At 72.3% G+C, this 26,376-nt stretch carries 30 protein-coding genes; 14 read left to right on the top strand and 16 right to left on the bottom strand.

The annotated features are described in order from the left end of the window. Nucleotides 1-54 precede the first annotated feature (54 nt). Nucleotides 55-840 carry a type I methionyl aminopeptidase gene (gene map, locus DEJ33_RS11620; RefSeq protein WP_111195042.1) on the bottom strand — a complete coding sequence of 262 codons (786 nt, stop codon included), beginning with the start codon at nucleotides 838-840 and terminating at the stop codon, nucleotides 55-57. A gap of 48 nt (nucleotides 841-888) precedes the next feature. Between map and DEJ33_RS11615 the strand changes: the two genes are divergently transcribed. From DEJ33_RS11615 to DEJ33_RS11605, 3 genes are all read left to right on the top strand, one after another. Beyond that, the gene (locus tag DEJ33_RS11615) at nucleotides 889-1,203 is read left to right on the top strand and encodes a helix-turn-helix domain-containing protein (RefSeq protein WP_111195098.1); all 315 of its coding nucleotides are present in this window, start codon (nucleotides 889-891) and stop codon (nucleotides 1,201-1,203) included. A gap of 129 nt (nucleotides 1,204-1,332) precedes the next feature. After that, a complete protein-coding gene (locus DEJ33_RS11610) occupies nucleotides 1,333-2,874 on the top strand; it encodes an MFS transporter (protein WP_111195041.1) in 1,542 nt (513 codons plus the stop codon). Between the two features lie 206 nt (nucleotides 2,875-3,080). Beyond that, nucleotides 3,081-3,956 (top strand): glycoside hydrolase family 16 protein, encoded by an 876-nt coding sequence (locus DEJ33_RS11605; RefSeq protein WP_258378157.1) that lies wholly within the window; start codon nucleotides 3,081-3,083, stop codon nucleotides 3,954-3,956. Nucleotides 3,957-4,085: 129 nt separating this feature from the next. On the opposite strand, the gene DEJ33_RS11600 is transcribed toward DEJ33_RS11605, so the two are convergent. Together DEJ33_RS11600 and DEJ33_RS11595 are read right to left on the bottom strand one after the other, a co-directional pair. Beyond that, nucleotides 4,086-6,218, bottom strand: a complete 2,133-nt coding sequence (locus tag DEJ33_RS11600) for an Ig-like domain repeat protein (protein ID WP_181437297.1) — start codon at nucleotides 6,216-6,218, stop codon at nucleotides 4,086-4,088. A gap of 126 nt (nucleotides 6,219-6,344) precedes the next feature. After that, nucleotides 6,345-7,658 (bottom strand): HupE/UreJ family protein, encoded by a 1,314-nt coding sequence (locus tag DEJ33_RS11595; RefSeq protein ID WP_111195096.1) that lies wholly within the window; start codon nucleotides 7,656-7,658, stop codon nucleotides 6,345-6,347. Nucleotides 7,659-7,786: 128 nt separating this feature from the next. Here DEJ33_RS11595 and DEJ33_RS11590 point away from each other — a divergent pair, with 128 nt between their 5' ends. Further along, nucleotides 7,787-8,545 (top strand): hypothetical protein, encoded by a 759-nt coding sequence (locus tag DEJ33_RS11590; RefSeq protein WP_111195040.1) that lies wholly within the window; start codon nucleotides 7,787-7,789, stop codon nucleotides 8,543-8,545. 203 nt (nucleotides 8,546-8,748) lie between these two features. After that, a complete protein-coding gene (locus DEJ33_RS11585) occupies nucleotides 8,749-9,114 on the top strand; it encodes a hypothetical protein (RefSeq protein WP_146242603.1) in 366 nt (121 codons plus the stop codon). An 87-nt stretch (nucleotides 9,115-9,201) separates the two neighbouring features. Here DEJ33_RS11585 and DEJ33_RS11580 read toward each other — a convergent pair whose 3' ends face one another. Next, complete coding sequence (locus tag DEJ33_RS11580; RefSeq protein ID WP_111195038.1) at nucleotides 9,202-10,680, bottom strand: MFS transporter; 1,479 nt, start codon at nucleotides 10,678-10,680, stop codon at nucleotides 9,202-9,204. 156 nt (nucleotides 10,681-10,836) lie between these two features. Between DEJ33_RS11580 and DEJ33_RS11575 the strand changes: the two genes are divergently transcribed. Both DEJ33_RS11575 and DEJ33_RS11570 read left to right on the top strand, forming a co-directional pair. Beyond that, nucleotides 10,837-11,415: a TetR/AcrR family transcriptional regulator gene (locus DEJ33_RS11575; protein ID WP_111195037.1), complete on the top strand. Its 579-nt coding sequence runs from the start codon at nucleotides 10,837-10,839 to the stop codon at nucleotides 11,413-11,415. Between the two features lie 58 nt (nucleotides 11,416-11,473). Continuing rightward, nucleotides 11,474-12,166 (top strand): alpha/beta hydrolase, encoded by a 693-nt coding sequence (locus DEJ33_RS11570; RefSeq protein WP_111195036.1) that lies wholly within the window; start codon nucleotides 11,474-11,476, stop codon nucleotides 12,164-12,166. Nucleotides 12,167-12,194: 28 nt separating this feature from the next. Here the strand turns inward: DEJ33_RS11570 and DEJ33_RS11565 are convergent, their stop codons facing one another. Both DEJ33_RS11565 and DEJ33_RS11560 read right to left on the bottom strand, forming a co-directional pair. Continuing rightward, complete coding sequence (locus DEJ33_RS11565) at nucleotides 12,195-12,494, bottom strand: hypothetical protein (RefSeq protein ID WP_111078521.1); 300 nt, start codon at nucleotides 12,492-12,494, stop codon at nucleotides 12,195-12,197. Beyond that, nucleotides 12,491-12,805 (bottom strand): ATP-dependent DNA ligase, encoded by a 315-nt coding sequence (locus DEJ33_RS11560; protein ID WP_110904197.1) that lies wholly within the window; start codon nucleotides 12,803-12,805, stop codon nucleotides 12,491-12,493. The genes DEJ33_RS11565 and DEJ33_RS11560 overlap by 4 nt, the downstream gene beginning before the upstream one ends. 81 nt (nucleotides 12,806-12,886) lie before the next feature. On the opposite strand from DEJ33_RS11560, the gene DEJ33_RS11555 reads away from it, so the two are divergent. Then, a complete protein-coding gene (locus DEJ33_RS11555) occupies nucleotides 12,887-13,219 on the top strand; it encodes a hypothetical protein (RefSeq protein WP_111195035.1) in 333 nt (110 codons plus the stop codon). Here the strand turns inward: DEJ33_RS11555 and DEJ33_RS11550 are convergent. Next, nucleotides 13,119-14,402 carry an MFS transporter gene (locus DEJ33_RS11550; RefSeq protein ID WP_181432786.1) on the bottom strand — a complete coding sequence of 428 codons (1,284 nt, stop codon included), beginning with the start codon at nucleotides 14,400-14,402 and terminating at the stop codon, nucleotides 13,119-13,121. The two genes, DEJ33_RS11555 and DEJ33_RS11550, sit on opposite strands and share 101 nt — an antisense overlap. A 23-nt stretch (nucleotides 14,403-14,425) precedes the next feature. Between DEJ33_RS11550 and DEJ33_RS11545 the strand changes: the two genes are divergently transcribed. After that, nucleotides 14,426-14,983: a TetR/AcrR family transcriptional regulator gene (locus DEJ33_RS11545; protein ID WP_111195033.1), complete on the top strand. Its 558-nt coding sequence runs from the start codon at nucleotides 14,426-14,428 to the stop codon at nucleotides 14,981-14,983. A gap of 118 nt (nucleotides 14,984-15,101) precedes the next feature. Here DEJ33_RS11545 and DEJ33_RS11540 read toward each other — a convergent pair whose 3' ends face one another. After that, nucleotides 15,102-15,743, bottom strand: a complete 642-nt coding sequence (locus tag DEJ33_RS11540) for an NAD(P)H-binding protein (protein WP_111078516.1) — start codon at nucleotides 15,741-15,743, stop codon at nucleotides 15,102-15,104. Nucleotides 15,744-15,845: 102 nt separating this feature from the next. Between DEJ33_RS11540 and DEJ33_RS11535 the strand changes: the two genes are divergently transcribed. The 5 genes from DEJ33_RS11535 to DEJ33_RS11525 all read left to right on the top strand — a co-directional run bounded on the left by DEJ33_RS11535 (nucleotide 15,846) and on the right by DEJ33_RS11525 (nucleotide 17,832). Further along, the gene (locus DEJ33_RS11535; RefSeq protein ID WP_111195032.1) at nucleotides 15,846-16,376 is read left to right on the top strand and encodes a DUF1990 family protein; all 531 of its coding nucleotides are present in this window, start codon (nucleotides 15,846-15,848) and stop codon (nucleotides 16,374-16,376) included. Between the two features lie 247 nt (nucleotides 16,377-16,623). Further along, entirely contained in the window at nucleotides 16,624-16,821 is a 198-nt protein-coding gene (locus DEJ33_RS11530; RefSeq protein WP_111195031.1) for a hypothetical protein, read from the top strand. Between the two features lie 87 nt (nucleotides 16,822-16,908). Continuing rightward, nucleotides 16,909-17,073 carry a hypothetical protein gene (locus DEJ33_RS17285; protein WP_181432785.1) on the top strand — a complete coding sequence of 55 codons (165 nt, stop codon included), beginning with the start codon at nucleotides 16,909-16,911 and terminating at the stop codon, nucleotides 17,071-17,073. After that, nucleotides 17,070-17,231 (top strand): hypothetical protein, encoded by a 162-nt coding sequence (locus tag DEJ33_RS17280; protein WP_181432784.1) that lies wholly within the window; start codon nucleotides 17,070-17,072, stop codon nucleotides 17,229-17,231. The genes DEJ33_RS17285 and DEJ33_RS17280 overlap by 4 nt, the downstream gene beginning before the upstream one ends. Nucleotide 17,232: 1 nt before the next feature. Further along, complete coding sequence (locus DEJ33_RS11525; RefSeq protein WP_111195030.1) at nucleotides 17,233-17,832, top strand: TetR/AcrR family transcriptional regulator; 600 nt, start codon at nucleotides 17,233-17,235, stop codon at nucleotides 17,830-17,832. A gap of 71 nt (nucleotides 17,833-17,903) precedes the next feature. On the opposite strand, the gene DEJ33_RS11520 is transcribed toward DEJ33_RS11525, so the two are convergent. The 8 genes from DEJ33_RS11520 to DEJ33_RS11485 all read right to left on the bottom strand — a co-directional run bounded on the left by DEJ33_RS11520 (nucleotide 17,904) and on the right by DEJ33_RS11485 (nucleotide 26,229). Beyond that, nucleotides 17,904-18,881 (bottom strand): AraC family transcriptional regulator, encoded by a 978-nt coding sequence (locus DEJ33_RS11520; protein WP_146242602.1) that lies wholly within the window; start codon nucleotides 18,879-18,881, stop codon nucleotides 17,904-17,906. A 104-nt stretch (nucleotides 18,882-18,985) separates the two neighbouring features. After that, on the bottom strand, nucleotides 18,986-20,071 hold the full coding sequence (locus DEJ33_RS11515; RefSeq protein ID WP_111195028.1) for an ABC transporter permease: 1,086 nt from the start codon (nucleotides 20,069-20,071) through the stop codon (nucleotides 18,986-18,988). Beyond that, the gene (locus tag DEJ33_RS11510) at nucleotides 20,068-20,949 is read right to left on the bottom strand and encodes an ABC transporter ATP-binding protein (protein WP_111078511.1); all 882 of its coding nucleotides are present in this window, start codon (nucleotides 20,947-20,949) and stop codon (nucleotides 20,068-20,070) included. The genes DEJ33_RS11515 and DEJ33_RS11510 overlap by 4 nt, the downstream gene beginning before the upstream one ends. A gap of 210 nt (nucleotides 20,950-21,159) precedes the next feature. Further along, nucleotides 21,160-21,873, bottom strand: coding sequence for a response regulator transcription factor (locus tag DEJ33_RS11505; RefSeq protein ID WP_111195027.1), 714 nt, complete (start codon nucleotides 21,871-21,873; stop codon nucleotides 21,160-21,162). Continuing rightward, on the bottom strand, nucleotides 21,855-23,153 hold the full coding sequence (locus tag DEJ33_RS11500) for a sensor histidine kinase (protein WP_111195026.1): 1,299 nt from the start codon (nucleotides 23,151-23,153) through the stop codon (nucleotides 21,855-21,857). The genes DEJ33_RS11505 and DEJ33_RS11500 overlap by 19 nt, the downstream gene beginning before the upstream one ends. A gap of 143 nt (nucleotides 23,154-23,296) precedes the next feature. Further along, on the bottom strand, nucleotides 23,297-24,379 hold the full coding sequence (locus DEJ33_RS11495) for an NADH:flavin oxidoreductase/NADH oxidase (RefSeq protein ID WP_111195025.1): 1,083 nt from the start codon (nucleotides 24,377-24,379) through the stop codon (nucleotides 23,297-23,299). 88 nt (nucleotides 24,380-24,467) lie between these two features. Beyond that, the gene (locus tag DEJ33_RS17695; RefSeq protein WP_146242601.1) at nucleotides 24,468-25,694 is read right to left on the bottom strand and encodes a hypothetical protein; all 1,227 of its coding nucleotides are present in this window, start codon (nucleotides 25,692-25,694) and stop codon (nucleotides 24,468-24,470) included. After that, on the bottom strand, nucleotides 25,684-26,229 hold the full coding sequence (locus DEJ33_RS11485) for an RNA polymerase sigma factor (protein ID WP_111195023.1): 546 nt from the start codon (nucleotides 26,227-26,229) through the stop codon (nucleotides 25,684-25,686). The genes DEJ33_RS17695 and DEJ33_RS11485 overlap by 11 nt, the downstream gene beginning before the upstream one ends. Nucleotides 26,230-26,376 lie beyond the last annotated feature (147 nt).

The following is a 26,376-nucleotide window of genomic DNA, read 5'->3' as shown; positions in this document are numbered from 1 at the left end:
GACGGCCCCCTCGGCCGCCCGACGCCCCCGAAGTCACCCGGAGACATCCTGAGGTTACCCGGCGACCGAGCCGGACGGCAGCGTGAGCACCTCGGCCCCGTCCTCGGTGACCGCGATGGTGTGCTCGCTGTGTGCGGTCCGGCAGCCGGTCGCGCTGCGGAGCGTCCACCCGTCCGGATCGGTGACGAGCTCGTCGGTGTCGACCATCACCCACGGCTCGAGCGCCAGGAGGAGCCCCGGCCGCAGGGCGTACCCGCGGCCCGGGCGTCCGTCGTTCGCCACGTGCGGGTCCTGGTGCATCGTCGACCCGATGCCGTGGCCGCCGAACTCCAGGTTGATCGGGTAGCCGGCCGCGCTGAGCACCGTGCCGATCGCGTGCGACAGGTCACCGAGCCGTGCTCCCGGCCGGGCTGCTGCGATGCCGGCGGCGAGGGCACGCTCGGTCGTCTCGATGAGTGCGACGCTCTCGGCCGGCCGGCTCGGCCCGACGATGAAGCTGATCGCCGAGTCCGCCGCGTACCCGTGGTGCACGACGGCCAGGTCGAGGGTGAGCAGGTCCCCGTCGGCCAGCACGCGGTCGTGTGGCAGCCCGTGCAGGACGGCGTCGTTCACGGCGGTGCAGATGTGGTGGCCGAACGGGCCGCGTCCGAACGAGGGCGCGTAGTCGACGTAGCAGGAGGTCGCCCCGGCCGCGCGGATCATCTCGGCCGCCCAGCGGTCGAGGTCGAGCAGGTTGGTGCCGATCGTCGCCCGGGTGCGGAGCGCGTGCAGGATGTCGGCGACGAGCGTGCCCGCGGCACGCGCCCGGGGCAGTTCGGCCGGGGTGAGGATCTCGATCATGCGGCGCTTCCTCCGTCGGGATAGTTGTACCGGTATTACTATCAGATCATGGTCCGACTCCCGCTCACGCCGCTCGACCTCGAACGCGGCCTCCGGCTGGGCCGAGTGCTCCGATCGGCGCGGGGCGACCGGTCGATGCTCGACGTCGCGCTCGCCGCCGGGCTGTCGCCCGAGACGCTGCGGAAGATCGAGACCGGCCGCATCGCCACGCCCGCGTTCTCGACGGTGGCGGCGCTCGCCGGGGTCCTCGGCTTGTCGCTCGACGCACTGTGGGCCGAGATCGACCCGGCGGCCGACGCCGGGATCGGCGACACGTCTGGTATCGTTATGGTTTCAGAACCAAGGGGGCTGCCTGTCGCGTGAGGTCGACGGACGGCTCGTGTACCGCTGGAGTCGGTGCCACCCCCGCGTCCTTCGGTTCGCACCCCTCGTGCCCCTCGCCGCACGGCCCAGCCGTCGGAGCACGATCCGTGTCGTCCGAAGGAGCTCCCCATGGGCACAACAACGCCCGGAACCCGCCGCACCCTGCGCGGCAACCCGATCGCCACCCTCGTCGCCGTGTGCTTCGGCCTGTTCATGGTCGGCCTCGACGCCACCGTCGTCTCGATCGCGAACCCCGCGATCGCCGCCGACCTCGGCACCACCTTCACGCAGCTGCAGTGGATCACCAACGCCTACCTGCTGGCCCTGGCCGTGTTCCTGATCCTCGGTGGCAAGCTCGGGGACCGCTTCGGCCGTCGTCGGATGTACCTCATCGGGGTCGTCGCGTTCGCGCTGTCCTCGGTCGCGATCGGCCTGGTCGGCACCGCCACCGGCGTCATCGTGTTCCGCGCCGTGCAGGGCCTCAGCGCCGCACTGCTCATGCCGCAGACCCTGGCGTTGCTCCGTGCGACCTTCCCGAAGGAGAAGTTCGGCGTCGCCGTCGGGGTCTGGGGTGGTGCGTCCTCGGTCGCCATCGCCGCCGGACCGATCGTCGCCGGGGTCCTCGTGGCCACGCTCGGCTGGGAGTCGGTGTTCTTCGTGAACGCCCCGATCGCCGTCGTCGGCCTGGTCTTCGGCGGCCTCGTCCTGCGCGAGTCCACCGCCCCGCACCGCGGACGCTTCGACGTGCCCGGCGTGGTGCTGCTCGCCCTGGGCCTCTTCGGCATCGTGCTCGCCGTCGTCCAGTCCGAGTCGTGGGGCTGGACGAGCCCGCTCACCCTCGGCGTGCTGCTCGCCGGCGTCGCGCTCCTGGTGGTGTTCGTCGTCGTCGAACTGCGCGTCACCGACCCGCTGCTGCCGATGTCGCTCTTCCGGTCGTCGTCCCTGTCGATCGGTGGCCTGGCCGTCGGGGCGAACTTCTTCGCGATGCTCGGCGTGACGTTCTTCCTCTCCCTCTACATGCTCAACCTGCGCGGGGTGACCGGTCTGCAGGCGGGGCTCATGCAGCTCCCGCTGAGCGGCGTCTCGATCATCGCGTCGCCGATCGGGGCCGCCCTGGTCGCCAGGCTCGGCATCCGCCGCACCCTGACCATCGGCCTGCTCATGGTCGGCGTCGCCCTGTTCCTGCTCACCGGCACCACCCAGGACTCGCCGTACATCGGCATGGCGATCCCGTTCGTGGTCTTCGCCCTGGGTGCGGGCTTCACGATGACCGCCGGCGCGGAGGCCGTGGTCGGCGGGGCCCCGGTCCAGCTCGCCGGTGTCGCGGGCGGGTTCCAGGCGACCGCACTGCAGCTCGGCGGCGCACTCGGCACGTCGGTCCTGTCCGCGGTCGTCAGCGCCGGGGTGCTCTCCGGCACGACGGGCCTCGGACTCGGAACCGCCGCTCGTCAGGGCCTGGTCCAGGGGATCGTGCCGGACGGGCTGGGCGCTGCGGCGTCGGCCGTCGCCCGGGACGCGTTCCTCGGCGGCATGCACACCGCCTTCGTCGTGGCCGGGGTGGTCGCGGTCGTGGTGGCGGTCCTCGCCGCCGTCTTCGTCCGCACCCGCTCGACGCACGCACCCGCCGAGGTGCTCGAGGAGACCGCCGAGGCGTCGGCAGGGCACGCCTGACCGTGACCCGCACTGCGGTCGCTGGTCGCGGTGGTGGCCGGTCGACGGACGGGAGGCCCGTGGCGGATCCGCCACGGGCCTCCCGTCCGTCCGGGGTGCGGTCCTGGCCGCTCGACGCGGTGCGCCCGGACGGGGGACTGGCGCCGCGGACGGCGACAGGTGAACCTGTCCCTCCGTGCGGAACCGTCGCACGCGATGGAGGAACCGTGCAGCGAGACGACCAGCAGCAGACCGACCACCCGGACGACGGGTCCGGCGGGATCGACCGCCGTCGCCTGCTGACGCTCGGTCTCGGAGCTGCCGCGGCCGTCGGGACGGCCGGAGCGTCCGGTCTCCGTCCGGATGCAGCGAGCGCAGCGACCAGCCCGACCCTCCTGGCCGCCGACGAGTTCGACGGACCCGCCGGCAGCGCCCCGAACCCCGGGATCTGGCGGTACGACCTGGGTGGCGGCGGCTGGGGCAACGGCGAGCTCGAGGTCTACACGGACTCGCGGCGGAACTCCGCGCTCGACGGCAGCGGGAACCTCGTGATCACCGCGCGGCGCGAGGCCGACGGGTCGTACACGTCTGCGCGGCTCACCTCGCAGGGCACGTACACCGCCCAGTACGGGCGGATCGAGGCGCGCATCAGGATCCCGCGCGGACAGGGGATCTGGCCGGCGTTCTGGATGCTCGGCGCGGACCTGCCGCAGGTGGGTTGGCCGGCGTGCGGCGAGATCGACGTGATGGAGAACATCGGTCGTGAGCCCGCAGCGGTCCACGGCACCGTGCACGGCCCGGGGTACTCGGGCACGGAGGGCATCAGCGGCACGGCGACGCTGCCGACCGGCGCCTTCGCCGACGACTTCCACGTCTACGGGGTGGACTGGCGACCGGGGTCGATCAGCTGGACGCTCGACGGCGCGACGTACCGCACCGTCACGCCGGCGGACCTGGGTGGCGACCGGTGGGTGTTCGACAAGCCGTTCTTCGTGGTGCTGAACCTCGCGGTCGGCGGGGGATGGCCGGGTTCCCCGGACTCGTCGACCCGGTTCCCGCAGCAGATGACCGTCGACTGGTTGCGGGTCTGGCAGAACGCCTGACGCCGAGCGGACGCGGAGGGGGACGCGACGCGGTCGCTGTGCCGGCGGCCCGGCAACGGGTGAGGGCCCGGCAACGGGTGAGGGCCCCGCAGCCGAAGCCGCGGGGCCCTCACTCTGCCTGACCGGAGGTCAGCGCACCCGGACCGAGAGGACCGGGCTGGTGCTGCCGGCGATCGTGCCGGTGCCGCTGAAGACGACCGTCAGCTTGTGCGTGCCGCGCTTCAGGGCGAAGCGGGTCGCGGCGGTGTCGCCGGAGACCTTGACGGTCTTGATGTGCTTCTTGCCGTCGTAGATCTTCGCTTCGCCGTTCACCGTGTTGCCGGGCGAGGTGACCCGGACGACGGCCTTGCCCTTGGCGTAGGTCATGGACGACGCCGAGGTGGCCTTCGCGACCGTGACCACGACCGCCGTGGTGGCCGCCGTGTCCTGGCCCGAGTAGGCAGAGGTGCTCGTGAAGGACGCGGTGATGCTGTGCTTGCCGACCGAGGTGGTCTTCGGCAGCGTGAACGTCGCCGTGTTCTTCGTCACCGGTGCGGTGCCGAGCGTCTTGCCCGCCTCCGTGAAGGTGACCGTGCCGCTCTTGTCACCGAGGCCGCCGCCGATCGTGGCGGTGAGGGTGACCGGCTTGGCCGTGCCGTAGGACTGCTTCGTGGCCGAGGCCTTCAGCGTGGTGGTCGTCGCCGGCAGGGCGGCGTCGAGCGTGAACTGGTCGACGGTCGAGCCGATCGCTGCCGGGTCGGCCGAGGCCGTCGGCTTGAGGGTGACGCCGCAGCTGTCGACCTTGCCGTGCTGGACGGCCGAGTTCAGCGTGGTGCAGTCGCTGGCACGGACGGTCGTGACGGCGAGGTTGTCGTCCGTGACGCCGACCTTGACGTAGGTGCGGACGTGCTCCTGGTTCTCCACCGAGTTGGCGAAGTGGCGCTGACCGGTCGGGTCGAGCGGGTCGGCTCCGTAGCCGCCCTGCGTCGGGTCCGGGGTGGTCAGGTCGTAGTACTTCGAGCCCGACGCGGAGTTGGCGGTCAGGTAGATGACGCCACCGGGGCCGGCGAAGACCTCGTCAGCGCCCGGCTGCTCGGCGGGGTTGGCCTTCTTGCCGTTCTTGATCGCGTAGCTGCGCGAGTACGAGTGGTCGTGACCCTGCAGGACGAGGTCGACACCCATGTCCGAGAACGCGCGCGTGAAGTCGAACCGGCGCTGCTGGTTGTCCTTGTCGTTCGCGTGGTCGGCCGGCGAGTAGATCGAGTGGTGGTAGACCAGCGCGGTCCACTTCGCGTCGTCGCCGTGACGGGTGATCACGTCGCGCACGTAGTTGACGTGCGCTGCGTCCGAGCCGCCCGCGTAGGCGTTCGAGTTGATGTCGATGAACAGGACGCCCTTGTACATGTACCAGTAGTCGCCACCCGAGTTCGTGGTGGTGTTGCCACCCGGGTAGAAGTCCGGGACCTTGAGCGAGTTCGGCAGCTGGTTGTGCTGCTCGTACGACTTGCCACCGACGTCGTGGTTGCCGATGGTCGAGGCCCACGGGTAGCGCTTGAGGACGTCGCTGCTGTCGGCGAACGCACCCCACTGGTACTCGTTGTTGGCGTTCTCGACCTGGTCGCCACCGGAGACCAGGAGCTCGGCGTCCTTCTCCTTCGTGGTGGCGTACTTCAGGGTGTCGGCCCAGCCGGCACCGTCGTCGTCGACGAAGCCCGACGACCCGATCTGCGGGTCACCGAAGAACAGGAAGTCGAAGTCGCCGCTGAAGCTCTTCGTCGTGAAGGTGTAGGACGTCGACCAGGCCGAACCGTCCGCGGCACCGACGTGGTAGGTGTACGTCGTGTTCGGCTCGAGGCCGTCGATGACCGCGTGCGCGTTGACGTAGCCGGCCTCGTTGGTGATGCCCGGGATCGCCTTCGTGCTGCTGTCGGTGGTGCTGGTGTCGGCCGCGGTGTTCGCGGACTTCTGCGCGGCGATCGTCTTCTTCGCGTCGGTGAAGACGCCGCCGGTCATCGTGTCGGTCTTCTGGATCTCGACCGACTGGTTCACGTTCGCCGGGAAGTACCACGAGGCGATGCGCTGGCTCTCGGTCGCGCCGACGCCGAGCAGGATGTGGATCGGGCCACCGGACGAGATGTTCGTCGTCGGGGTGGCGGTCGCCGCGCTCGCGGAGCCGGTGCCGACGAGGCAGGCGCCCGCGATGAGGGCGGCGCCGATGACGGCCCCGCCGAAGCGGAGGGTGGTGGTTCTGCGCCGGGAGGGGGCGCCGGACAGGAGACTCATGTGTTTCCGTTCTCAGTGACAGGGATGGTGCAGCAGACAGACTCTGCATCGCCTTCGTAGATCGTGGGTGAACGCTGTGTGTCCATACGGGTTCCGGCCCGCAGGTGGTAAGTGACCCAGGCGTCGTCAGCCCTCGACGAGCCGTTGGACGAACCAGATCATCCCCATCACGAACACCCCGGCCGTCACGGCGCCGGTGACCCAGAGCGAGACCCGGTGGGCCTTCCGGCGGAGCAGGGACAGCGGCGGGAACACGATCACGATGATCGCCAGTTGGACCGCCTCGATGCCGACGTTGAAGACGAGGAGCGACACGAGCAGCTGCCACGAGAACGCCTCGTGGATGCCCAGCGCTCCGGCGAACCCGAGACCGTGGATGAGCCCGAACGCGAACACCACGGCCAGACGGGACCACCCGGAGCGGTCCAGCGCGAACCGTCCCCGGTCGGTCAGGACGAGCGCGTCAGCCTGCGACCGCCGGGTCGCCAACCGCCAGAGGTACCAGCCGGCCACCGCGGCGATCGAGAGGGCGATGAGCGGCTCGACCACGATCGACGGCGGACTGACGACGCCGAGCGCCGCCAGGATGAACGTGATCGAGTGCGCGATCGTGAATGCCGACGCCGTGTACACGACCTCGCGCAGCCGTCGGGAGCCGGCGATCAACGCGATGAGGAACAGGATGTGGTCGATCCCGGTCAGCAGGTGCTCCGCCCCGAGGGTGAAGAACTCCCAGAACCGCTGCCCCGCCGACTGCTCGGTCGAGAACGTCGGCTGGGATGCGTCGAGGGTGGCTGTGCCCTGCTTGCCGTCGACGTCGTACGTGACGATCGTCTTCGTGTCCCGCACGAACGTCTCGCTGTCCGGGAAGAGCGTCGACTCCACCACGTGCCCCGGGTCGGTGCGTCCCGGTGTCGGGCAGGCGAAGTCCGCGACGACTTCGGCGTAGGGGACCTCGTCCTGCACGTCGACCTCCATGGTGTCGTGGAGCGTGCCGGTGCACGCCCGCCCGCCGGAGGTCACCGAGAACCGGTCGAACAGGTACTCGCTGATCGCGTCGTGGTGCGCCTCCGCCGCCCTGACCATGCCGGGGTCGTCACCGTCGTCCCACGCGGCCTGGCCCTGTCGGTACAGCTCGTCGTCGTGCTCGCTCGTCGCCACGGACACGAGCATGAGGTCGTACTCCAGCCCCAGTCGGGCCCGCACGACGTCGGACCCCTTCCCGCTGACGTCCGCGTAGACGACGGAGCTGAAGCCGTGGGCGCTCGCCGCGGACACTCCTGTCAACAGGCTCACGACGACCGTGCCGAGGAGCACGAGGACGGCGACCAGCCGCGCGACGATCCGGGGGAGGACGGGCCGCGGGAGGAGCGGCCGGGGGCGGACGGGTGCGGGGAGGAGGTGGAGCCCGCTGCGAGCGGGACGGGTGGTTCGGTGCATCACCGGCCTGACCATCGCGGCCGAGATCGACGCGCAGGCGAACAACGGGTTACGAACGGCTGGACGGGCTCTGGACAGCGGCTCCCACCGGTCCGTCGCGGCCTCCGGCTGTGCTTGCATGGCGTCTCGTGATCCGTCTGACTCGTCGTGCCACCACCGTCCTCGCCGCCGCTGCCCTGGTGGCGACCGGCTCGGTCCTCGTCGCCGGCTGCTCGACCGGGGCGGAGCAGACAGGCCGGAGCGGCGACGCCGAGCAGGCGACGGGCCTCCGGACCGGCGCCGCCACCACGGCGGTGCCGACCGACGCGCCCACCCCGGTCCGCGGGACCGGCGCGCTCGGCCCGGGCTTCGTCGACCCGGACTCGCCGCCCGCGCCGGAGGCCACCGTCAGCCCCGCACCGCACTCGTGGGACGACGTGGCGCCACCGTCCGGGTACCGGGTGGTCCTGCTGTCCCCGGGGAAGCCGGACGCACAGACCGAGACCCTCGTCGACGCCGTCCGCTCGTGGGCCCGGTCCGAGGACGTCACGGTCGTCCCGGTCGTCGCGGACACCGCCGAGGACCGGCTGCCGTCCGTCGCCGCGGCCATCGGCAAGCGCACCGACCTGGTGATCAGCGTCGGCGACGAGCTGGTCGACCCGATCGCCGCGATCTCGCCGTCCGCGCTGCACCAGCAGTTCCTCGTCCTCGGTGCCGAGATCGCCGAACCGACGGCGAACGTGACGGCGGCGGACTGGACCGGCGCCGGTTTCCGCGGCGAAGGGCTCGGCACCTCGAGTCACCACGACCCGTCCACGTTCACGGACGAGCGTGCCGGCCGCGCCCTGCGCGCGGGGGTGGCAGCGCTGCTGAACGGCTACAACGGCATCGTCGTCTGGGTCGCCTGACCCGTGCACGGCGCCGGTGGCCGCGGGCACGGGCGCGGGCCGGGACACGGGCACGGCTACGGGTACGGGTACGCAATCGGGATCGTCCGTGCGCCGTCCCGACGGGTGCGACGTATCCTCGACGACGGAAGCAACGTCGGTTCCGGCCAAGCCTCGTGCGTCTCACCCGCGCCGAGACAGACACTCGCCACCCTGAGCTCCTCGTGACTGAACACATCATCGAATTCGTCGCCCGCGACCGCACGGGCATCACCACCGTGGTGACCGCCAACGGGGTCACCGACGCGGACACCGTCATCCAGGCGATCACCGCCGGCCACTCCGGCTACGCGGTCGCCGCCTCGGGCGTGCGCCCGGCACCGGTCCGCAGCCTGATGGCGCTCGGCACGCCGTACCTCTTCGCGAACTGGGACGGGTCGAAGCGCAACAACCTGCACGACCTCGCCTTCACCGCACCGATCCGGACCCTGCCGCCGGCCCCGCCCGCCGGCGTCCGGCTCCGGATGGCGATCGTGGCGACGCTCGCATCGCTCTTCGGCCGGCAGCCCGAGACGCCGCCGGGTCGCTGAGACGCCGCCGGGTCGCTGAGACGCCACCGATCCCGGCGGCGTCTCGCGCGACCGGCGGCGTCTCGCCGACCGGGCCCGTTCAGCGGGTCAGTGCGTGACCTCGTCGAAGTCGTCGACGCCCGCGGCGACCGCAGCGGCCCGGCGGGCGCGCATCGACGGGGCAGCGAGGGCCGCGACCACCGCGAGGACCGCCACTCCGGTGCACGCCCAGAAGCCGATCGTGAACGCGTCGTCGGTGGGCAGACCCTGCGGGGTGCTGTGCGAGGTGATGAGGGCCGCGATCACGGCCGTGCCGACGCTGGAACCGATCGTCCGGACGACGGTGTTCGCGCTGATCGCCTCACCGGTCTGGTTCGCCGGGACGCTCTCGATGATCGCGTTCGAGCAGGCGGCCAGTGCCAGGCCGATGCCGATGCCGGTGAGGATGCCGGACACGACGATCTCGGCGATCGCCGCGTGTGAGACGGCCGGGACGGCGAACGCGGCGACGATCGCGATCCCACCGATGAGCATCGGCGGCTTCGGCCCGACCTTGCGGACCAGGATGCCGGCGATCGGACCGGCGATCACCATCATGACCACGGTCGGCAGCAGGAACAGGCCGGCCTGGGTCACGTCCTTGCCGAAGCCGTAGCCGAGCGCGGTGGGCAGCTGCAGGATCGTCGGGACGAGGACGAACGTGCCGAACATCGCGAAGCCGAAGACGAGCGCGACGACGTGGGCGGTCCAGACCCCGCGGACGGCGAAGAGCCGCACGTCGATGAGCGGCTCGGCGACACGCAGCTCGACGAACACGAACGCGACGAGGGCGACGGCGCCGACGATCAGCAGGCCGACGGTCTTGACGTCGCCCCAGCCCCACGTCTGGCCCTCGCTGACGGCGAGCAGGATCGCGACGAGCGACACGGCGAGGACGGCGGTGCCGGCGACGTCGAGACGGCCGGGCTTCCGCACCGGGGACTCGGGCATGCCGAACACGGCACCGAGCAGGGCGATCACGACGAGGACGGCGGGCAGCCAGAACAGCCAGTGCCACGACAGGTGCTCGACGATGGGCCCGGCGGCCACGATGCCGACGCCGGCTCCGATGCCGAAGATCGCGGAGAGCAGGCCGATGGTGACGCTCACCTTCTCCTTCGGCAGTTCGTCGCGGACGATGCCGATGGACAGCGGCATGACCGCACCCGCCGCGCCCTGCAGTGCTCGGGCGACGATGAGCACGCCGAGGTTCGGGGCGAGCGCGGCGAGGACGGCACCGACCAGGAGGATCGTGAGGACCACGATGAGCACCTTGCGCTTGCCGACCATGTCGCCCAGGCGACCGAGGATCGGGGTGAGCACCGACGCGGAGAGCAGGTAGGCGGTGAGGACCCAGCTGGCGGCGCTGGTCGAGGCGCCGAGGTCCGTGCCGATCGTCGAGAGCGCGGGTGCGACGAGGGACTGCAGGACCGCGAACGACAGGCCACCCAGGGACAGGTAGACGATGATCGCGGTGCTGTTCGGGCGCCGGCCGTGGTCGGTGGTCGGGGTCGAGCCCGTGCGGGGGCTCGCGGTGGCGGTGGACATCGTGCTCCGTCGGATCGGGGTGTTCTGGGCAAGGGGGCCGACGACGCTGTCGATGTCAACAACTGCTGACTTGACGAGGGTACGCGTTCTCCCGCCGATGTCAACAGGCGCTTACATCACGATCGGCCGCACCGATGCGGGCGCTACGCTCGGGCCATGAGCAAGGACGCCGCCGCCACTCGCCTGGCCCTCGTGCAGGCTGCCCGGCGCCGATTCGCCTTCGACGGCTACCGGGCCACGACCGTGCGGGTCATCGCCGCCGACGCCGGGGTGAACGTCGCGCTCATCAACCGGTACTTCGGATCGAAGGAGGGGTTGTTCCGCGCCTGTCTCGACCGAGCAGCGCCGGACCAGGACGCTGCACCTTCCGGCTCGGACCTGGAGCGAGCGCTCGGCGGCCTCATCCGGCACATCATCCGGTCGCCTACGGACGAGGACTCGATGCAGCTGCTGCTCCTGCTCCGGAGCTCCGGAGACGAGGTCGTGGACCGCATCCGTCGTGAGACCCTGCGCGGCTACGCCGAACGGCTCGCCGGCGCGGTGCGAGCCGGGAGCGCGGACGAGGTCGACGACGACCTGCTGGTCCGCGCCGAGATCGCCCTGTCCGTCGTGCTCGGCATGACCATGATGCGGACCTCGACGCGCGTCGAACCCCTGGCGTCCGCCGAGGTCGAATCGGTCGCCGTGCCGTTGGAGGACGCCCTGCGCGCACTGCTCGGCGGCGGTCGGGGCTGAAGTGGCGTTGGATGGCGGGACGGTCGGCCACACGGCCGACGATGTCCGGAGGTCATCGATGGAAGTCGTCTTCGTCCACGGCGCACTCGTGCGCGACGGGCAGTGGTGGTGGCAGCCGACAGCAGCCCTGCTCGAGGAGCGCACCGGTGTCCGGAGCCGATCGGTCGCGCTGCCGTCATGTGGGGAGACCGGCCAGCGCGGCGGCCTCGAGGCCGACGCCGCGGCCCTCCGTGCGGTCCTCGACGAGGTCGACGACGCGGTCCTCGTCGGACACTCCTACGGCGGCACGGTCATCGCCGAAGCCGGGCGGCACGAGGCCGTCCGGCACCTCGTCCTCGTCTCGTCGTACCTGCCGGACGCGGGACAGGCGCAGGCGCAGATCATGGCCGCCGAGCCCGACCCGGTCGGGGTGGCCGACGCCGGGGACGGACTCGTCACTCTCGCGGGGTACGACGCCGCTCGTTTCGGAGCCCGGTTCCTGCAAGACGCCGACGACGCAGTGCAGCACGAGGCGTGGGCACGGGTGACGGCGCAGTCGGTGGCCGCCCTCGGGGCCCCGACGACTGCCGCCGGCTGGCAGGGCGTCGACTCCACCTACCTCGTGTGCACGGCGGACCGGAGCACCTCGCTGGGCCTGCAGCGGTACCACGCGGGGCGGGCCTCCCGGTCGGTCGACCTGCCGACGGGGCACCACCCGTTCACCACACGGCCGGACCTGGTCGTCGCGGTGCTGGCACCGCTCGTCGTCTGACGGGCCATGCGCGTTCCTCCGGACGTCGTCAGTGCTCGGTGGGACCGATCTCGATGGACGCCGGCCGGGTCTGCTCGGGCAGCAGGTAGCGGGCGACGGAGCCGTCCTCGTCCTGTTCGTCGACGTCACGCTCGGTGATGATCGCAACCGGGGTCGCGGGGGAGATGAGGAGCACGGCGGGCGTCGCCCGGCCGTCCCCGTAGTTGACCTGCAGCCACATGAACGGCTGGTCCCGCAGGCCCGAGTCGATCCGTGCCTGGACGGTCTCGGTGTCCTCGTTGGCGATCGTGTACTGCGTGCCGCCGTAGGTCAGGACCGTGCGCTTCACAGGGTGTCTCCGGAATCGGTCGGTTCCGGGACGATGCGGAGGCCCGCGGACGACCCGGCGGTCAGGCCGAGGGCTTCGACCCAGGCGCGGTTCACGGCGGGGATGCGACTGCCCGAGTAGCGGAAGACCAGCGGCATCGAGCGGTCGAGCCAGATCGCGGTGCGGCCGTCACCGAGCTCCACGTCGTCCTTCCACGAGAACATGAAGGACTCGCCACGGCGGAGCTTCATCCCGATGACGATCTGCAGGTGGGTCAGCAGGCGGTCGTCGAACTCCGCGGTGAACGTCGAGTCGTAGACGAGTTTGCCCATGGTGGTGTCCTTCCGCGCCGTCTGTCCGGCTTCGGCAAAGCCTAAGCGTCGACTCAGGGGCCGTCCGACACCCTGGCCGACATGCGCCGCATCCACTACGTGAACAGCTCCTTCCTCACCGGGGACCGCACCTGCAAGGCCCTCCTCCGGTACTGCCGCGCCCTGGCCGTGGCGAACAAGTCCGACGTCGTCCAGATCCCGGTCATCACCGAAGGCGGCGGGACGGTCTACGCGCACCTGCTCATCGGCCCGGCCAGCGAGATCTTCTCGACACCGGTGCCGGACAGTGCCGACGAGCCGTTCGACCCGGAGGTCATCGAGTACCTCGAGGCGGAGACCCTGCGCCTGCAGCCCGCCCGGCCGGCGTGGAACGAGGAGATGACCGACGTGCCGGACATCGGCGAGGACTTCTGAGCGCCGGCACGACCCCGAGCGCGACGACCACCGCGGCGGCGACGAACACCGGTCCCGTCCCGGCCGTGAGGACTGCGCTGCCCGCTGCCGCCGCCCCCACCGCCTGCCCGAGGACCAGGACCACGAAGAGCACCGAGGTGCCGGCCGCCGCGCGGTCGCGGTCGAGTTCCGCCGTCCACGTGATGAGGGCACCGGTCGCGGCGGTGTAGCCCCACCCGAACAGTGCGCAGCAGACCAGTGCCGCCGCGGTCAGGGCCCCACCGTGCAGCTGCGCGGCCAGGCCGAGGCCGAGGGTCGCGATCGCCACCACGGATGCGGTCCGGGTCCACGCGGACCGGGCCGGCAGCCGCCCGAGCCGCCTCGACGTCAGGGCGACCGCGGCGCCTCCGGCCCCGAGGGCGATCCACGCCACGACCGACAGGGTCGTCGGTGCGCCGGCGTCGACGAGCAGGGTCCGACCGTACGTCCACACCGCGGCCGATCCGGCGCCGAGGAGCAGTGCCACCAGGACGGGGCGGCGGTGTGCGGCGAACCAGGGGCGGGGTGGGACGGTGGTGGCTCCGGTGTCGGTCGGGGGCTCCGGTGCTGGTGGTGATGCCGGTGCCGGTGCTGCTGCGCCCGCTCGGTCGGTGAGCAGGACGGCCGCCCCGGCGAGCACCGTGACGAGGGCCGCCACGGCCCAGGCCGTCCGCCAGTCCGGCAGCAGCACGAGGGCCAGGACGCCCGCGGCGACGAGACCCGGCCCCGTGCCCGAGTTGACCACGGCCTGCGCCCCGTTCGCACGCTCGGTCGTCAGGTTCCGCTGGACGAGTCGGACGAGTGCGGGGGAGGCCAGCCCCGCCCCCGCCGAGCTGACGACCGCGGCGACGCCGAACCCGAGTGGGCCGGTGCTGGCGGCCATCCCGGCGACACCGAGGCCGGCCGTGAGCACCGCCAGGACGACGGCGGTCCGGGGGTGCGTCGGTGCGACCAGGAACCCGGCGAGCGCGCCGACGCAGTACACGACGGAGGAGCCTGACGCGATCCAGCCGGCCGGGCCGTCGCCGAGCCCGATCGCGTGCTGGACGTCGGGCAGGAACAGTCCGTAGGCCAGGCGGACCAGCCCGTAGGTGGCCGCGATGAGCGCGGTACCGCTGCCGACCAGCGCGGCGGGCGAGCCCAAGAACGAAAACGTACGTTTCACTTTTGAGAGCCTAGGGTGCTGGCATGACGATGCGTCCAGGAACGGAGCGGAAGCTCCTCGACGCCGCGGAGGAGCTGTTCTTCACGCGGGGCATCGCCGCGACCCCGATCGACGCCGTCCTCGAACGCGCCGGGGTCTCCGCCGCCACGCTCTACCGCGGGTACGCCAGCAAGGAAGCCCTGGTCGCCGCAGCGCTCGACCGGCGGCACGACGAGTGGCTGCGGGTGTGGGACGACGCCGTCGCAGACGCGCCCGACGACCGGGGCCGGCTGCTGGCGGTCTTCGACGCGCTCGACGACTTCCGGTCGACGCCGACCGGGTCGCGGTGGTGCGCGTTCCTCGGCACGGCGTCGGAGTACGCGGACGCGCCCGACGAGATCACGGTCGTCCTGCACCACGAGACGGCCACGCTGCGGTCGCGCCTCCGGCAGGCTGCGGTGCCGCTGGTCGGGCCGGAGGAGGCCGGCGTCCTCGCCGACCGACTGCTCCTCGTGGTGTCCGGGGCGCTGGCGATGCGCCTGCGGGGCGGCGCCGGCGACACCACGACGGCCCGAGCGGTGGCCGCCGCGCTGCTGCCCTGAGCGCTGCCGACAGCACGAGACGCCGCCGACAGCACGAGACGCCGCCGGATCCGGCGGCGTCTCGGGGACGTGCGGGCGTCTCGCGACGCGGGGTGACGGCTCAGCGCGGGGTGACCGCTCAGTCGCGGACGAACTGCTCGATCGCCACGTCGCCGGTGTTGACGCGGAAGGTCTTGCCGACCGACGCGTCGTCGTGCAGGGCTGCGGCGACCAGTGCGGCGACGTCCCCGCGGGCGATGCTCGAGGACGGGTCGGCGGTCTCGACGGACCCGGTCGGCTCGTCGTCGGTCAGGGTGCTCGGGGCGACGATCGTCCAGTCGAGGGCCGAGTCGCGGAGGACCGCGTCGGCGACGGTCTTCGCCTCGGCGTAGGCGAAGAAGTCGTCGTCCTCGGGGACGCCGTGACCGAGGCCCGCGTCCGACCAGGAGACCAGGACGAATCGCTGGACGTCCGCCTGGAGCGCAGCGTGCATGGAGCGGATCGCGGCGTCCCGGTCGACGGCCCAGGTGCGCTCGGCGGAACCCCCGCCGGCACCTGCTGCCCAGACGATCGCGTCGTGTCCGCGGACCAGGTCGGTGAGCCCGGCGATGTCGAGCTGCTCGATGTCCGCGACGACGGGCTCCGCACCGGTGCCGCGGACGTCGTCCTGCTGCTCGGCCTTGCGGATGACCGACGAGACGGTGTCGCCGCGGGCCGTCAGGAGCTGCGCGGTGAGGAGGGCGACGCGGCCGTGGCCGCCGAGGATGATGACGTTGCTCATGGTCTGGACGGTACGCGCGGGGCCTGACGACGGGGTGGTCGGCGATGGGCCGGGAGGGTCGTCCAGCTCGCCCGCGCACGTCCTTCGGGCAGGATGGCCGGTATGGGCAGCGACGAGGGGACGGCCGCGGTCGGACGGGGCAGCGCGGCGGGCGCGGCACGGACGGCGGTCGCGTCCGCCGTCTGGGGCCCCACGGCCCCGACGTACCGGCGGTACGAGCGGCGGTCTGTGGTCGGGACGGGCGAGGCGGTGTGGGAGCGGGCCTCCCGGTCGGTGCTCCGCTGGGGCGTGAAGACCCGCAGCGGTTTCTCGGTGCCCGACGACACGGAGGCGCGGCCGGGTCAGCGGCTGGACGTGCGCTTCCGGATCGGGCCGGTCGTCGTGCGGGAGCCCGTCGAGGTCGTCGAGGTCGTGCGCACCGCCGACCGCGTCGGGTTCGCCTACCGGACGCTGCCCGGCCACCCGGTCGACGGCGAGGAGGCGTTCGTCGTCACCCGTGAGGGCGACGCGGTGTGGCTGACGCTGCGCTCCCTGACCCGGCCGTCCACGACCCACCGCTGGGCAGTCGTGTTCCCGCTGCTCCGGGTCGCGCAGGTCGTCGTCCGCTGGCGCTACCGGCGCGCACTGCGCTGACCGGCCCGCCGCGCGATGCGCGGAACACGCGTGACCCCGGTCGGGATGCGCGGTCCGCACCCGTCGCGAGTCGCGGATCCACGAACGCGTTCGTGTCCCGCCGGACGGGTGTCGTAGCGTCGCAGACACCAGGACGAACATCATCCCGAGTGCCCCGACATCCCCCGCGATCTGCGGTGGCCTGGCCGCAGCGGTCGCCCTGGTCGACGCGGGACCGTCCGAGGTCCCTGTAGAGGAGGCGAAGCTCATGCCCGCCACCATCACTGCCATCCCGACACCTCTCGCCGGAGGCCCGGCCGTTCGCCGCCCGAAGCGCACCGAGACCTTCTCCGAGGTCCGCGAGGCGACCCGTCGCCGGATCCTGACCGCCAGCGCGCTCGTCGCCGGCCTCGCCGCCGTCACCGCGTTCACGCTCGCCGTGATCGCCCTGGTGGTCGCCTCGTGATCACCGCCGCAACAGCGCCGTACGACACCGTCGCGCTGACCGAACCCATCGACATGACCGCGCTGCTGCGCGAACAGGAGGCCCCCCGTGCGTGACTCCACCATGATGCAGGAACTCCGCTCCGACCCCCTGGAGTGGCACCGACGAGGCATGTCCTCGCCCGTCGAGATCGACCGGATCGTGATCAGCCGACTCGGCATCGGCGTCAGCACCGACCCCACGTACGCCGACTTCTTCCAGGCCGCCGCGTGAACGCCCTCCAGCAGGGGAGCACCCGTGTGACGGCGGACGCCAGCGGGCTGACGGCCGAACACCGGGTCGTCTGGGCTCGGCTGGGCAGGCTCGAGGCGCTGTGCGCCGAGCGATCTGCTCGCGGCAACGCTCTCCGCACCACGACGACGACCATCTGACGTGGGCGTCGACGTCGAGCAGGCACCGCACCGCTGGGACCGTGCTCGCGTCGTCGACGCCGCCGATCGGGTCTTCACCGCCGAGGGGGCCGTCGGTCTCGACCACGCCGCCATCGCCACGCTCGCCGGGGAAGACCAGGCCACGGTCCGTGCCCTCTTCCCGGAACGGATCGACGTCGTCGTCGCCGTGCTCGAGCACCGCCACGAGCGGTGGAACGAAGGGCTCGCCGATGCCGCCGTCGGGGCTGCCGACGCCCGGGACGAGATCCTGACGGTCTTCGCACACCTCGAGTCGTGCTTCGAGGACGAGACCTGGACCGGGTGTGCCTTCATCAACGGCTACGGCGAGCTCGGGCGCTCCGAGTCGCGCGTCGCCGCCCTGGCTCACGAGCACCTGCGCGGCATCGAGGCCCACCTGCACGCGCTCGCCGGTCGCGCAGGACTGCCCCTGCACGTCGCCGACGCCTTGTCGCTGCTGGTCGAAGGCGCCAACGTCGAGGCTGCGATCCACCGCACGACCCGTCCGGCGCGCTCCGCCCGGCTCGCCGCGGCGACGCTGATGACGGCCTACGCGCCGAACGCGCACACCGACTTCATCTGAGACCTGCCGGACCGACGGTCGGGAGGCGCGGCCTCCTCCCGTCGACCGGTCCGGTCACGGGGGCGGCCGGGTCAGTCCGCTGCCGAGTCCCGCGCCGACCGCTCGAGCGTCGCCATCGGGGTCTCGCCGACCTCGGCGACGTACTGCTGCGCGAAGCGACCGAGGTGCGCGAAGCCCCACCCCGCGGCCACTTCGCGGACGGTGACGGCGGTCGGCTCGGAGGAGAGCAGCTCCTGTCGCACCCGGTCCAGGCGCACCTGCCGGATGTAGGCGTTCGGCGTGGTCTGCAGGTCCCGCTGGAACGCCTCCTGCAGTGCACGCAGGCTCACGTCGAGGTGTCGCGCCAGCGAGCTCGTCGTGATCGGCATCCGGGCGTGGTCGTTGACGTACTCGACGGCTGCGCGGACGTGCACCGACAGTGCCGTGCCCTCGGGGCTCCGGCGTGCCGGGCGCTGCTGCGGGTACATCTCGAGCAGGGACGCCGCGGCCAGCCGCGCCATCTCGGCGTGCAGCAGACGGCCGGGTGTGCCGTCGCGCAGGGTGTGCGAGATGAGCGACACCGTGTTGTGCCAGGTCCGCACGGACTGGTCGGACGGCGGTGTCGTGTGGTCGAAGCGCAGGCCCGCGGTCAGGTCCGCACCCTGCTCGGCTGCGACGCGTTCGACGACCTCACGGGACAGGTGCACGAGCCGCTGCTCGTAGTCCTCCATCGTGAACGAGAACGTGCGCTCGGGCAGCAGCGGCACCGGGATGCCCGGTTCCATGTCGAGGACGCTGCCCCCGGTGTCGAGCCGGGAGGACCCGGACTGCAGCCACTGGACGATGACGGCGTCCGACGGCGGCAGTTCCCCGTCGACGCGTCCCGCGAACCGCGCGGTGTGCAGCGACATCGTGCTGTCGCCGACTGCCGCGTACCGGAACGAGAACGGCGTCGCAACGGGCTCGACGCGGAGTTCCGCGCCGTAGAGGTCCGCGATGAAGGTCGCGGCCTCCCCGAGGTCCGTCCCCGTCACGTCGAGACGCACCGGCATCGCGTCGTCGATCGGCATCACGCGAAGCATCCCACGAGAGCCGTCACCCGCGGCAGTCGGGTGTCCGGGAACCGCCACGGGGGACCGACCGATCGCGTCCTCCGGAGCATCGGCGACCAGGGTCAGCCGCGGATGGCCTCGGCCAGCTTCACCCGGCCACCGGTGCGGAGCAGCGCGTTCTCGTAGACCCGGGCACCGAGGAGCACCACGACGAGGGCGGACGACGCGACGACGACCAGTGAGAGCACGGGCTCCCACCACTCGGCCGTCCCCAGGAAGATCCGGACGGGCATGCCGATCGGGGCGCTGAACGGCACGTACGACATGATGCCGAGGATCATCGGGTCGTCCGCGGCGAACACGATGAGGAAGTACGGGATCATCAGCAGCATCATCACCGGGGTGGTCACGCTGCCGACGTCCTCCTGACGGGACACCAGGGCCGCCGACGCCGCGAACAGCGCCGCGATGAGGACGAACCCGATCGCGAAGAACCCGACGAACCACAGCGCGCTCGGGCCGAGCAGTGTGAAGAGGTTGTCCTGGCCGGTCACCGCGAGTGCGACGGCGGCGGCGATCGCGATCGCGACGATCTGTCCGAGGGCCATCGCGCTGTTGCCGATCACCTTCCCCGCGAGCAGTGCCCGTGCGGGGATCGCCGCCATCAGGATCTCGACGACCCGGGTGGACTTCTCCTCCACCACGCTCTGCGCGATCGACTGTCCGAACGTCACGGCCGAGGCGAAGAAGACCACGCCGAACGCGATCCCCACCAGGGACACCAGCCCGGGCGGCAGCGCGCCGGGGTCGAGCAGGTCGACCTCGGGGGAGACGCTGAGCGCCTGCACGACGTCGGTCGGCGCGCTGTCGAGTCCGACGACCCGGAAGCCGAGCTGTCCGCCGTCGGGGACGATCGCGGCGTCCACTTCGCCGTCGCGCACGAGCTGCTCGGCGGCTGCGCGGTCGGACGCCCGTGTCACGTCCAGCCCGTCGGAGCTCGGCAGGCTCACACCGCTGACCACGGCGACCGGGGTCGTCGCGTTCGCCGTCGACCTGCCGACGATGCCCGCGACGACGATGCCGGCCACGACCATCACGAGCAGGATCGCCGCGGAGACGACGAACGCCTTGCTGCGGAGCCGGGCCTGGATCTCCCGCACGGTGACGAGCCGGACCGCGTCGACGGTGCTGCGCTGGACGACGCTCATCGGACGACCTCCGTGAAGACCTCGCTGAGACGGGGGACCCGCGGACCGAACGACGCCACCGCGCCCCGGCCGACCGCGCGCTGCAGGACGGCCTGGGCGACGGACTCGTCCGCTTCGAACAGGGCGTAGCCGCCGTCGAACTCCCGGATGGTGACGCCCGGTTCGTCGCGGAGCCAGGCGGCGTCGTCCGCCACCAGGATCTCCCACGCCGCCGGCCCCGCCTTCCGTCGGAGTTCGTCCTGCGGCCCGGCCGCCCGGATGCGACCGCCCGCGATCACGACGACGTCGTCGCAGAGTCGCTCGACCACGTCGAGCTGGTGGCTGGAGAACAGCACCGGCACGCCGTCCGCCGCGGTCTCGCGGAGGACGCCGAGGACCGTGTCGACGGCCATCGGGTCGAGGCCGGAGAACGGCTCGTCGAGCACCAGGACCTCCGGCCGGTGGGCCAGGGCGGCAGCGACCTGCACGCGCTGCTGGTTGCCGAGCGAGAGCTTCTCCACCGGGTCGCCGGCGTGCGGGCCGAGTTCGAGCCGCTCGAGCAGCTCGGTGGTCCGCGCCGTCGCGGTCCGGCGGTCGACACCGTGCAGCCGCGCCAGGTACGTGACCTGTTCGGCCACCGGCATCTTCGGGTACAGGCCGCGTTCCTCGGGCATGTACCCGAACCGACGCCGGTCGGCCGGGCCGATCGGGACGCCGTCGATGGCGACCGTGCCGCTGTCGGCGTCCAGCACGCCGAGCATGATGCGCATGGTGGTGGTCTTGCCGGCGCCGTTGCCACCGACGAACCCGGTCAACCGGCCCCGACCGACCGTGAAGCCGACGTCGTCGAGCACGCGGCGCTCGCCGAAGTGCTTGGTCACTCCCTCGATGCTGAGCATGACGGGTCCCTTCCGCAGCGACCGTCGCTGCGCCTCCGACGGTACGAGGGCGGGTGGGGTCGGCGCGTCCGGCACGAGACGGGGATCGTCACCCGGGCTCCTCCGCCACGCGGGGGAGACGGTCCCTTCCGCGAGACGCAACGTGGGCGGTTCCGCGCAACGGAACACCCTTGCGCCGTGCCGCCGACGTTGCGTCTTGCGGGGGAGGGCTCAGTCGGCGGAGCGGACCACGCCGTTCTCGTACGCCCACACCACGGCCTGGATCCGGTCCCGCACGCCGAGCTTCTGCAGCACGTTCGACACGTGGGTCTTCACGGTGGCGTCCCCGACGAAGAGCAGTCGGGCGATCTCGGCGTTGCTCAGTCCGCGCCCGAGCAGCCGGAGCACCTCGGTCTCGCGGTCGGTCAGGCCGGCCACCGGACCAGCACCGGGTCCCGCGTCCACGCCGGCGGTCGCGGGCTCGGTCACCGGCGCCACCACCGGCACGCTCGCGCTCGTCGCGCGGCTGATCACCCGTCGGGTCACGTCCGGGGAGAGCAGGGCGTCCCCGGCGGCGACCGTGCGCACCGCCTCGATGAGCTTCTCGGGGGAGGCGTTCTTCAGCAGGAACCCGCTGGCCCCGGCGGCGAGGGCGTCGAACAGGTACTCGTCGGTGTCGAACGTCGTCAGCACGAGCACCGCCGGCGGGTCATCGGTGGCGGTGATGCGCCGAGCGGCCTCCAGCCCGTCGACGCCGGGCATCTGCACGTCGAGGCAGACGACGTCCGGCCGGTGGGCGGCGACGGCGGCCACGGCTGCGGCGCCGTCGGCGGCTTCGGCCACGACCTGCACACCCGGTTCCGATTCCAGGATCACCCGGAAACCGGCCCGCACCAGGTCCTGGTCGTCGGCCAGGACCACCCGGATCACGCCGTCGGCAGCCATGCCCGCACCAGGTAGCCGCCGCGGGCACGGGGCCCGATCTCGATCCGTCCGCCGACCGCGGCGACGCGCTCGCGCATGCCGACGTGGCCGAGTCCGCTGCCCGCGGTGGACCGGGAGGCCCGTGCCCCGGCCCCGGTGTCCGTCACCTCGAGCTCGAGGCCGTCCGGCAGGTACCGCAGCCGCAGGTCGGCGCGGGCGTCGTGCCCCGCGTGCTTGAGGACGTTCGTCACGGCCTCCTGCGCGATCCGGTAGGCGACCGCCGCGACGGTCGGCGGAACGGGTCGGACGTCACCGACGATGCTGAAGCCGGTGTCGTGCCCGGCGGTCGTCGCGGCCGCGGCCAGTTCCGGCAGCCGCGCGAGCCCCTCGGTGCTCGGCGCGTCGGCGGGCAGCGTGTGACCGTCCGCATCGGACTGCCGGAGGGTGCCGAGCATCCGCCGCAGTTCCTCCACCGCGGTTCGGGCGCTGTCCTCGACGACCCCGAGGGACGCCGCGGCCTGTACCGGGTCGCGGTCGATCACCCGTCGGGCGGCGCCGGCCTGCACGCCCATCAGGGACACGTGGTGGGCGACGACGTCGTGGAGCTCGCGGGCGATGCGGACCCGTTCGAGGGCGACCGCCTGCGCCGCGGACCGCTCCCGCTCGGCGGCCAGTTCGACCGTGCGCTCGTCGAGGTCGTGCTTGGCGACCGCGGCCGTCCACGCCCGGTTGCCGGAGTACCAGGCGGCGCCGAAGTACACCAGGTTGATGATGATCGACAGCAGCGAGTTCGCCACGAACGGCGGGATCACCGAGTCGCCGTCGCCCGGCAGCGCGCTCGGCACCGACCACCGGAACACGATCGCCAGGAACACCCACGCGAATATGCCGAGGATGAGGAACCAGCGCACCGCCTCGGCGCGGACCCGGTCCGAGCACCAGGCGCCGACCGTGTACAGGGCGATGAAGAGCGTGAAGTTGACGAACAGTCCTTCGGGCACCCGCAGGAGCTGGGTCGCGGCGAACGCCAGCGCGGCGACCACGGCGACCGACATCGGGAAGCGCCGCCGGACCGCGAGTGGTCCGGCGTTCGCGACGACCATGAGCGCCGACACCCACCAGGGGGCCGGGTCGTCGTACAGGCCGAGTGCGCCGTAGAGGGTCATCGACACCGTCAGGGCGGCGGCGAGCACGAGCGCCAGGACCACGTCCTGTCGGTGTTCGCGCCGCCCCACCGGGAGTCGCGACCACTCCTCGCCCCGCGCCGGGTCGTGCCCGGCGGTCACCCCCGTGCCCGTCATGAGGACCACGGTAGCGGCTCACGTCGGCCGGGCGGCCGGGGCGATCCCGACCTGTGGACGGCGGTCCGGGAACGGCCGTCTGTGGAGGGTGACGGACGGGAGGCGGTGGTGCGGGCCTCCCGTCCGTCACCCGCGCAGCGGGATCAGCGGTAGGCGCGCTCGTACGGTGCGGGCTTGTACGGCAGGTCCACCCGGAGCGCCTGCGCGGCACGGATCGGGAAGTTCGGGTCGCGCAGGGCACCACGACCGACGAGGACCACGTCAGCCTGCCCGAGCGCGACGATCTGCTCGGCCTGGAACGGGTCGTCGATCATCCCGACGGCCGCGACCGGCACGCCCGTGGCCTGCCGGATCGCGGTCGCGAACGGCAGCTGGTAGCCGGGACCGACCGGGATCGGGGCGTTCTGGACGTTGCCGCCGGTCGACACCGAGACCAGGTCCACGCCGTGCTCGCCGAGCCAGGCCGACAGCTGCTCGGACTCGGCGAGGTCCCAGCCACCCTCGACCCAGTCGGTCGCGGACAAGCGGACGACGAGGGGGACGTCCTCGCCGACCTCGGCCCGGACGGCGTCGACGGTCTCGAGCAGCGCACGGGCGCGGTTCTCGAGCGAGCCGCCGTACTGGTCGGTGCGCTCGTTCGACAGGGGCGACAGGAACTCGTGCAGCAGGTACCCGTGGGCGCCGTGCAGCTCGAGGAGGTCGAAGCCGGCGTCGACCGCGCGACGGGCGGCGGCCGCGAAGGCGCGGACCACCTCCGCGATGCCCTCGACGGTCAGCTCGGTGGGGACGTGCAGTCCGGGGAACGCGATCGGCGACGGGCCGACCGGCTGCCAGCCGCCCTGCTCCGGCGCGACGTTGCCGCCACCCGCCGTGGGACCCCACTCGCGGCTGGTGGAGGCCTTGCGGCCGGCGTGCGCGAGCTGGATGCCGGCGACGGCGCCCTGGCTGTGGATGAAGTCGGTGATCGGGCGGAACGCGTCGCGCTGCTCGTCGTTCCACAGGCCCAGGTCCTGCGGGCTGATCCGGCCCTCGGGGACGATACCGGTGGCCTCGACGACCACCGCGCCGGCACCGCCGCGGGCCAGGCCGCCGAGGTGCACGAGGTGCCAGGGGGTGGGGACGCCGTCCTGCGCCTCGACCATGTACTGGCACATCGGCGGGATCCAGACGCGGTTCCGGATCTCGAGTCCGCGGAGGGTGATGGGGTCGAAGAGTGCGTGGGTCACGCGGGTCCTTCCCGGTTGTTCGGTTCGTGGGCCTGTCCACAGTACGACTGTCGTCGTACCGATTGCCCGGGAACGTCGCCGCGGGGCCTCAACCGCAGTACTCGTACGGCGGCCGCGGGTCGTCGCCGACCCACACCCCGGTCACGAGTTCCCCGCCCTCGTCCATCTCGAATGTCACCGACCGGTCGCCGTCACGGACGCTCCAGTAGGCGAACGCGGGGGACGAGTCGTCGCCGTACCCCGGGGTCCGGGTGAGGTCCGGGTACGCGGCCCGGAGCTGGTCGATGCTGTTCCCCCGGCCCATCCCGGCCGCGGTGGTCAGGCCGCTCGCGTCGACACCGACGACCTTCCCGCCCGCCTGCACGACGATGACGTGCAGGTCACCGGAGTCGAAGAACCCCACGTTCGGGTTCGGGCAGGCGCCGTTCGTCTGCGGCAGGACGGGTTCGACCTCGTCCACCACGTCCTGGTACGAGCTGCCGATGGTGATCGGCCCGACCCCCGCGCCGCTGACGACCCAGGAGCCCGGTCCGACCCGGTCGGACGAGAGCCCGGCGATGGTCGCCGGCAGCAGGCCCGAGGTCGGGAAGTTGACCTGGTCGATCGTGATCCACCGACCGTCGCTGTCCCACCACGAGGTCTCGGCACCGACGAAGTCCGGGTCCGCCGCGTCCGGCAGCCGGCAGACCGTGCCACCGTCACCCGGCGCGCAGTCTGCGCCCGCGGCGCGGAGCCCGTCTTCGCGCTCAGCGAGAGCGGTGGCGGAGGCACTGCCGATGGTGACGTGGACGCTGCCGACGTCCGTGCGTGGCTGCGCCCAGTCACAGGCGAGCCACGTCGCGGCCGTCCAGGTGCCACCGGAGTACGTGGTCGACGCGGGTGCCGGAACGGTCGTCCCGTCCGGGTGTGCGGGTGTCTGGGCGAGTGGCGTCGCGCCGAAGAACCGCTGCCGGTCCGCGTCCGAGTACAGCGCCCGGCAGTCGTCCGGGTACCGAGACGGTGCCGCGGCGCTCGATGCGGACGGCTTCGGAGCAGGGGTGTCGACGACCGGCGCGGACGCCGGAGTGCTCGCGGGCACCGAGGGCTCGGCGGTCGGGCTCGGCGCCGGGGCGGCCTGCTGGACCTGCGGGACGACGGCGAGGGCGACGGCGCCACCGGCCGTGCCGAGGGCGAGGAGGGCGACGGTGGCGATGACGATGCGGCTGCGGTGCCGCCGCGGTTCCGGGTGCCGCTCCTCGGCACGGTCGAGGACGGTCTGCTTCATCGAGACGAGCATCCGCTGCAGGTCGTCTCCGGTGGGGGGCTCAGTGTTCATCGTGCGTCACCGCCTTCTTCAGTCGTGCTCGGGAGCGGGACACCCGCTGGGTCACGGCGCCGACGCTCAGCCCGAGCATCGCGGCCGCGTCGCTGTACGAGTGGCCCTCGATCAGGCACAGCTCGCAGATCCGCCGGTCGAGCGGCGTGAGCGCGTCGATCTCGTCACGGACCCACCGGAGGCGCTCACGGGCCTCCTGGTCGGCTTCCGGCACGGCGAGCTCGGCCGGCAGCTCGTCGGCCGCCCGTCCGGCGATCGCCCGCGCCTGGTTCCGCGCGTGGTTCCGGCACACCACCAGCAGCCAGGGGAGGAGCGCACGGGTCGACAGCTGCAGGGTGTCGGCCTTCTGCCAGAGCGTCAGGAACGTGTCCTGGACGAGCTCCTCGACGTCCTGCCTGCTGCCGGCCAGCGCCCACGCGTAGCGGGTGAGCGTCGGTGCGAACCGGTCGAACGCGTCCGCCAGCGCGGCGCGGTCCCCACCCGCCAGTCGTCGGGTGAGGGCGACGTCTGCGTCGGTGTCGGTCTCGGTGTCCACGGTGCCTCCTTCACTACAGCAATGTCGAGGGAGCGGCGATCCTGACGAAGTCGTGTCCGGCGGATCCGCGTCCTCCACCGGTGACGCGGTCCTGCGCCCACGGTCGGCGCGGTCCTGTGCGCGAGGTCAACGGAACGGCACTACGCT

The sequence above is a fragment of the Curtobacterium sp. MCPF17_047 genome, from assembly GCF_003234045.1.
In the GTDB taxonomy this organism is placed as follows: Bacteria; Actinomycetota; Actinomycetes; order Actinomycetales; family Microbacteriaceae; genus Curtobacterium.
This window is presented reverse-complemented; position numbering and strand designations above follow the sequence as displayed.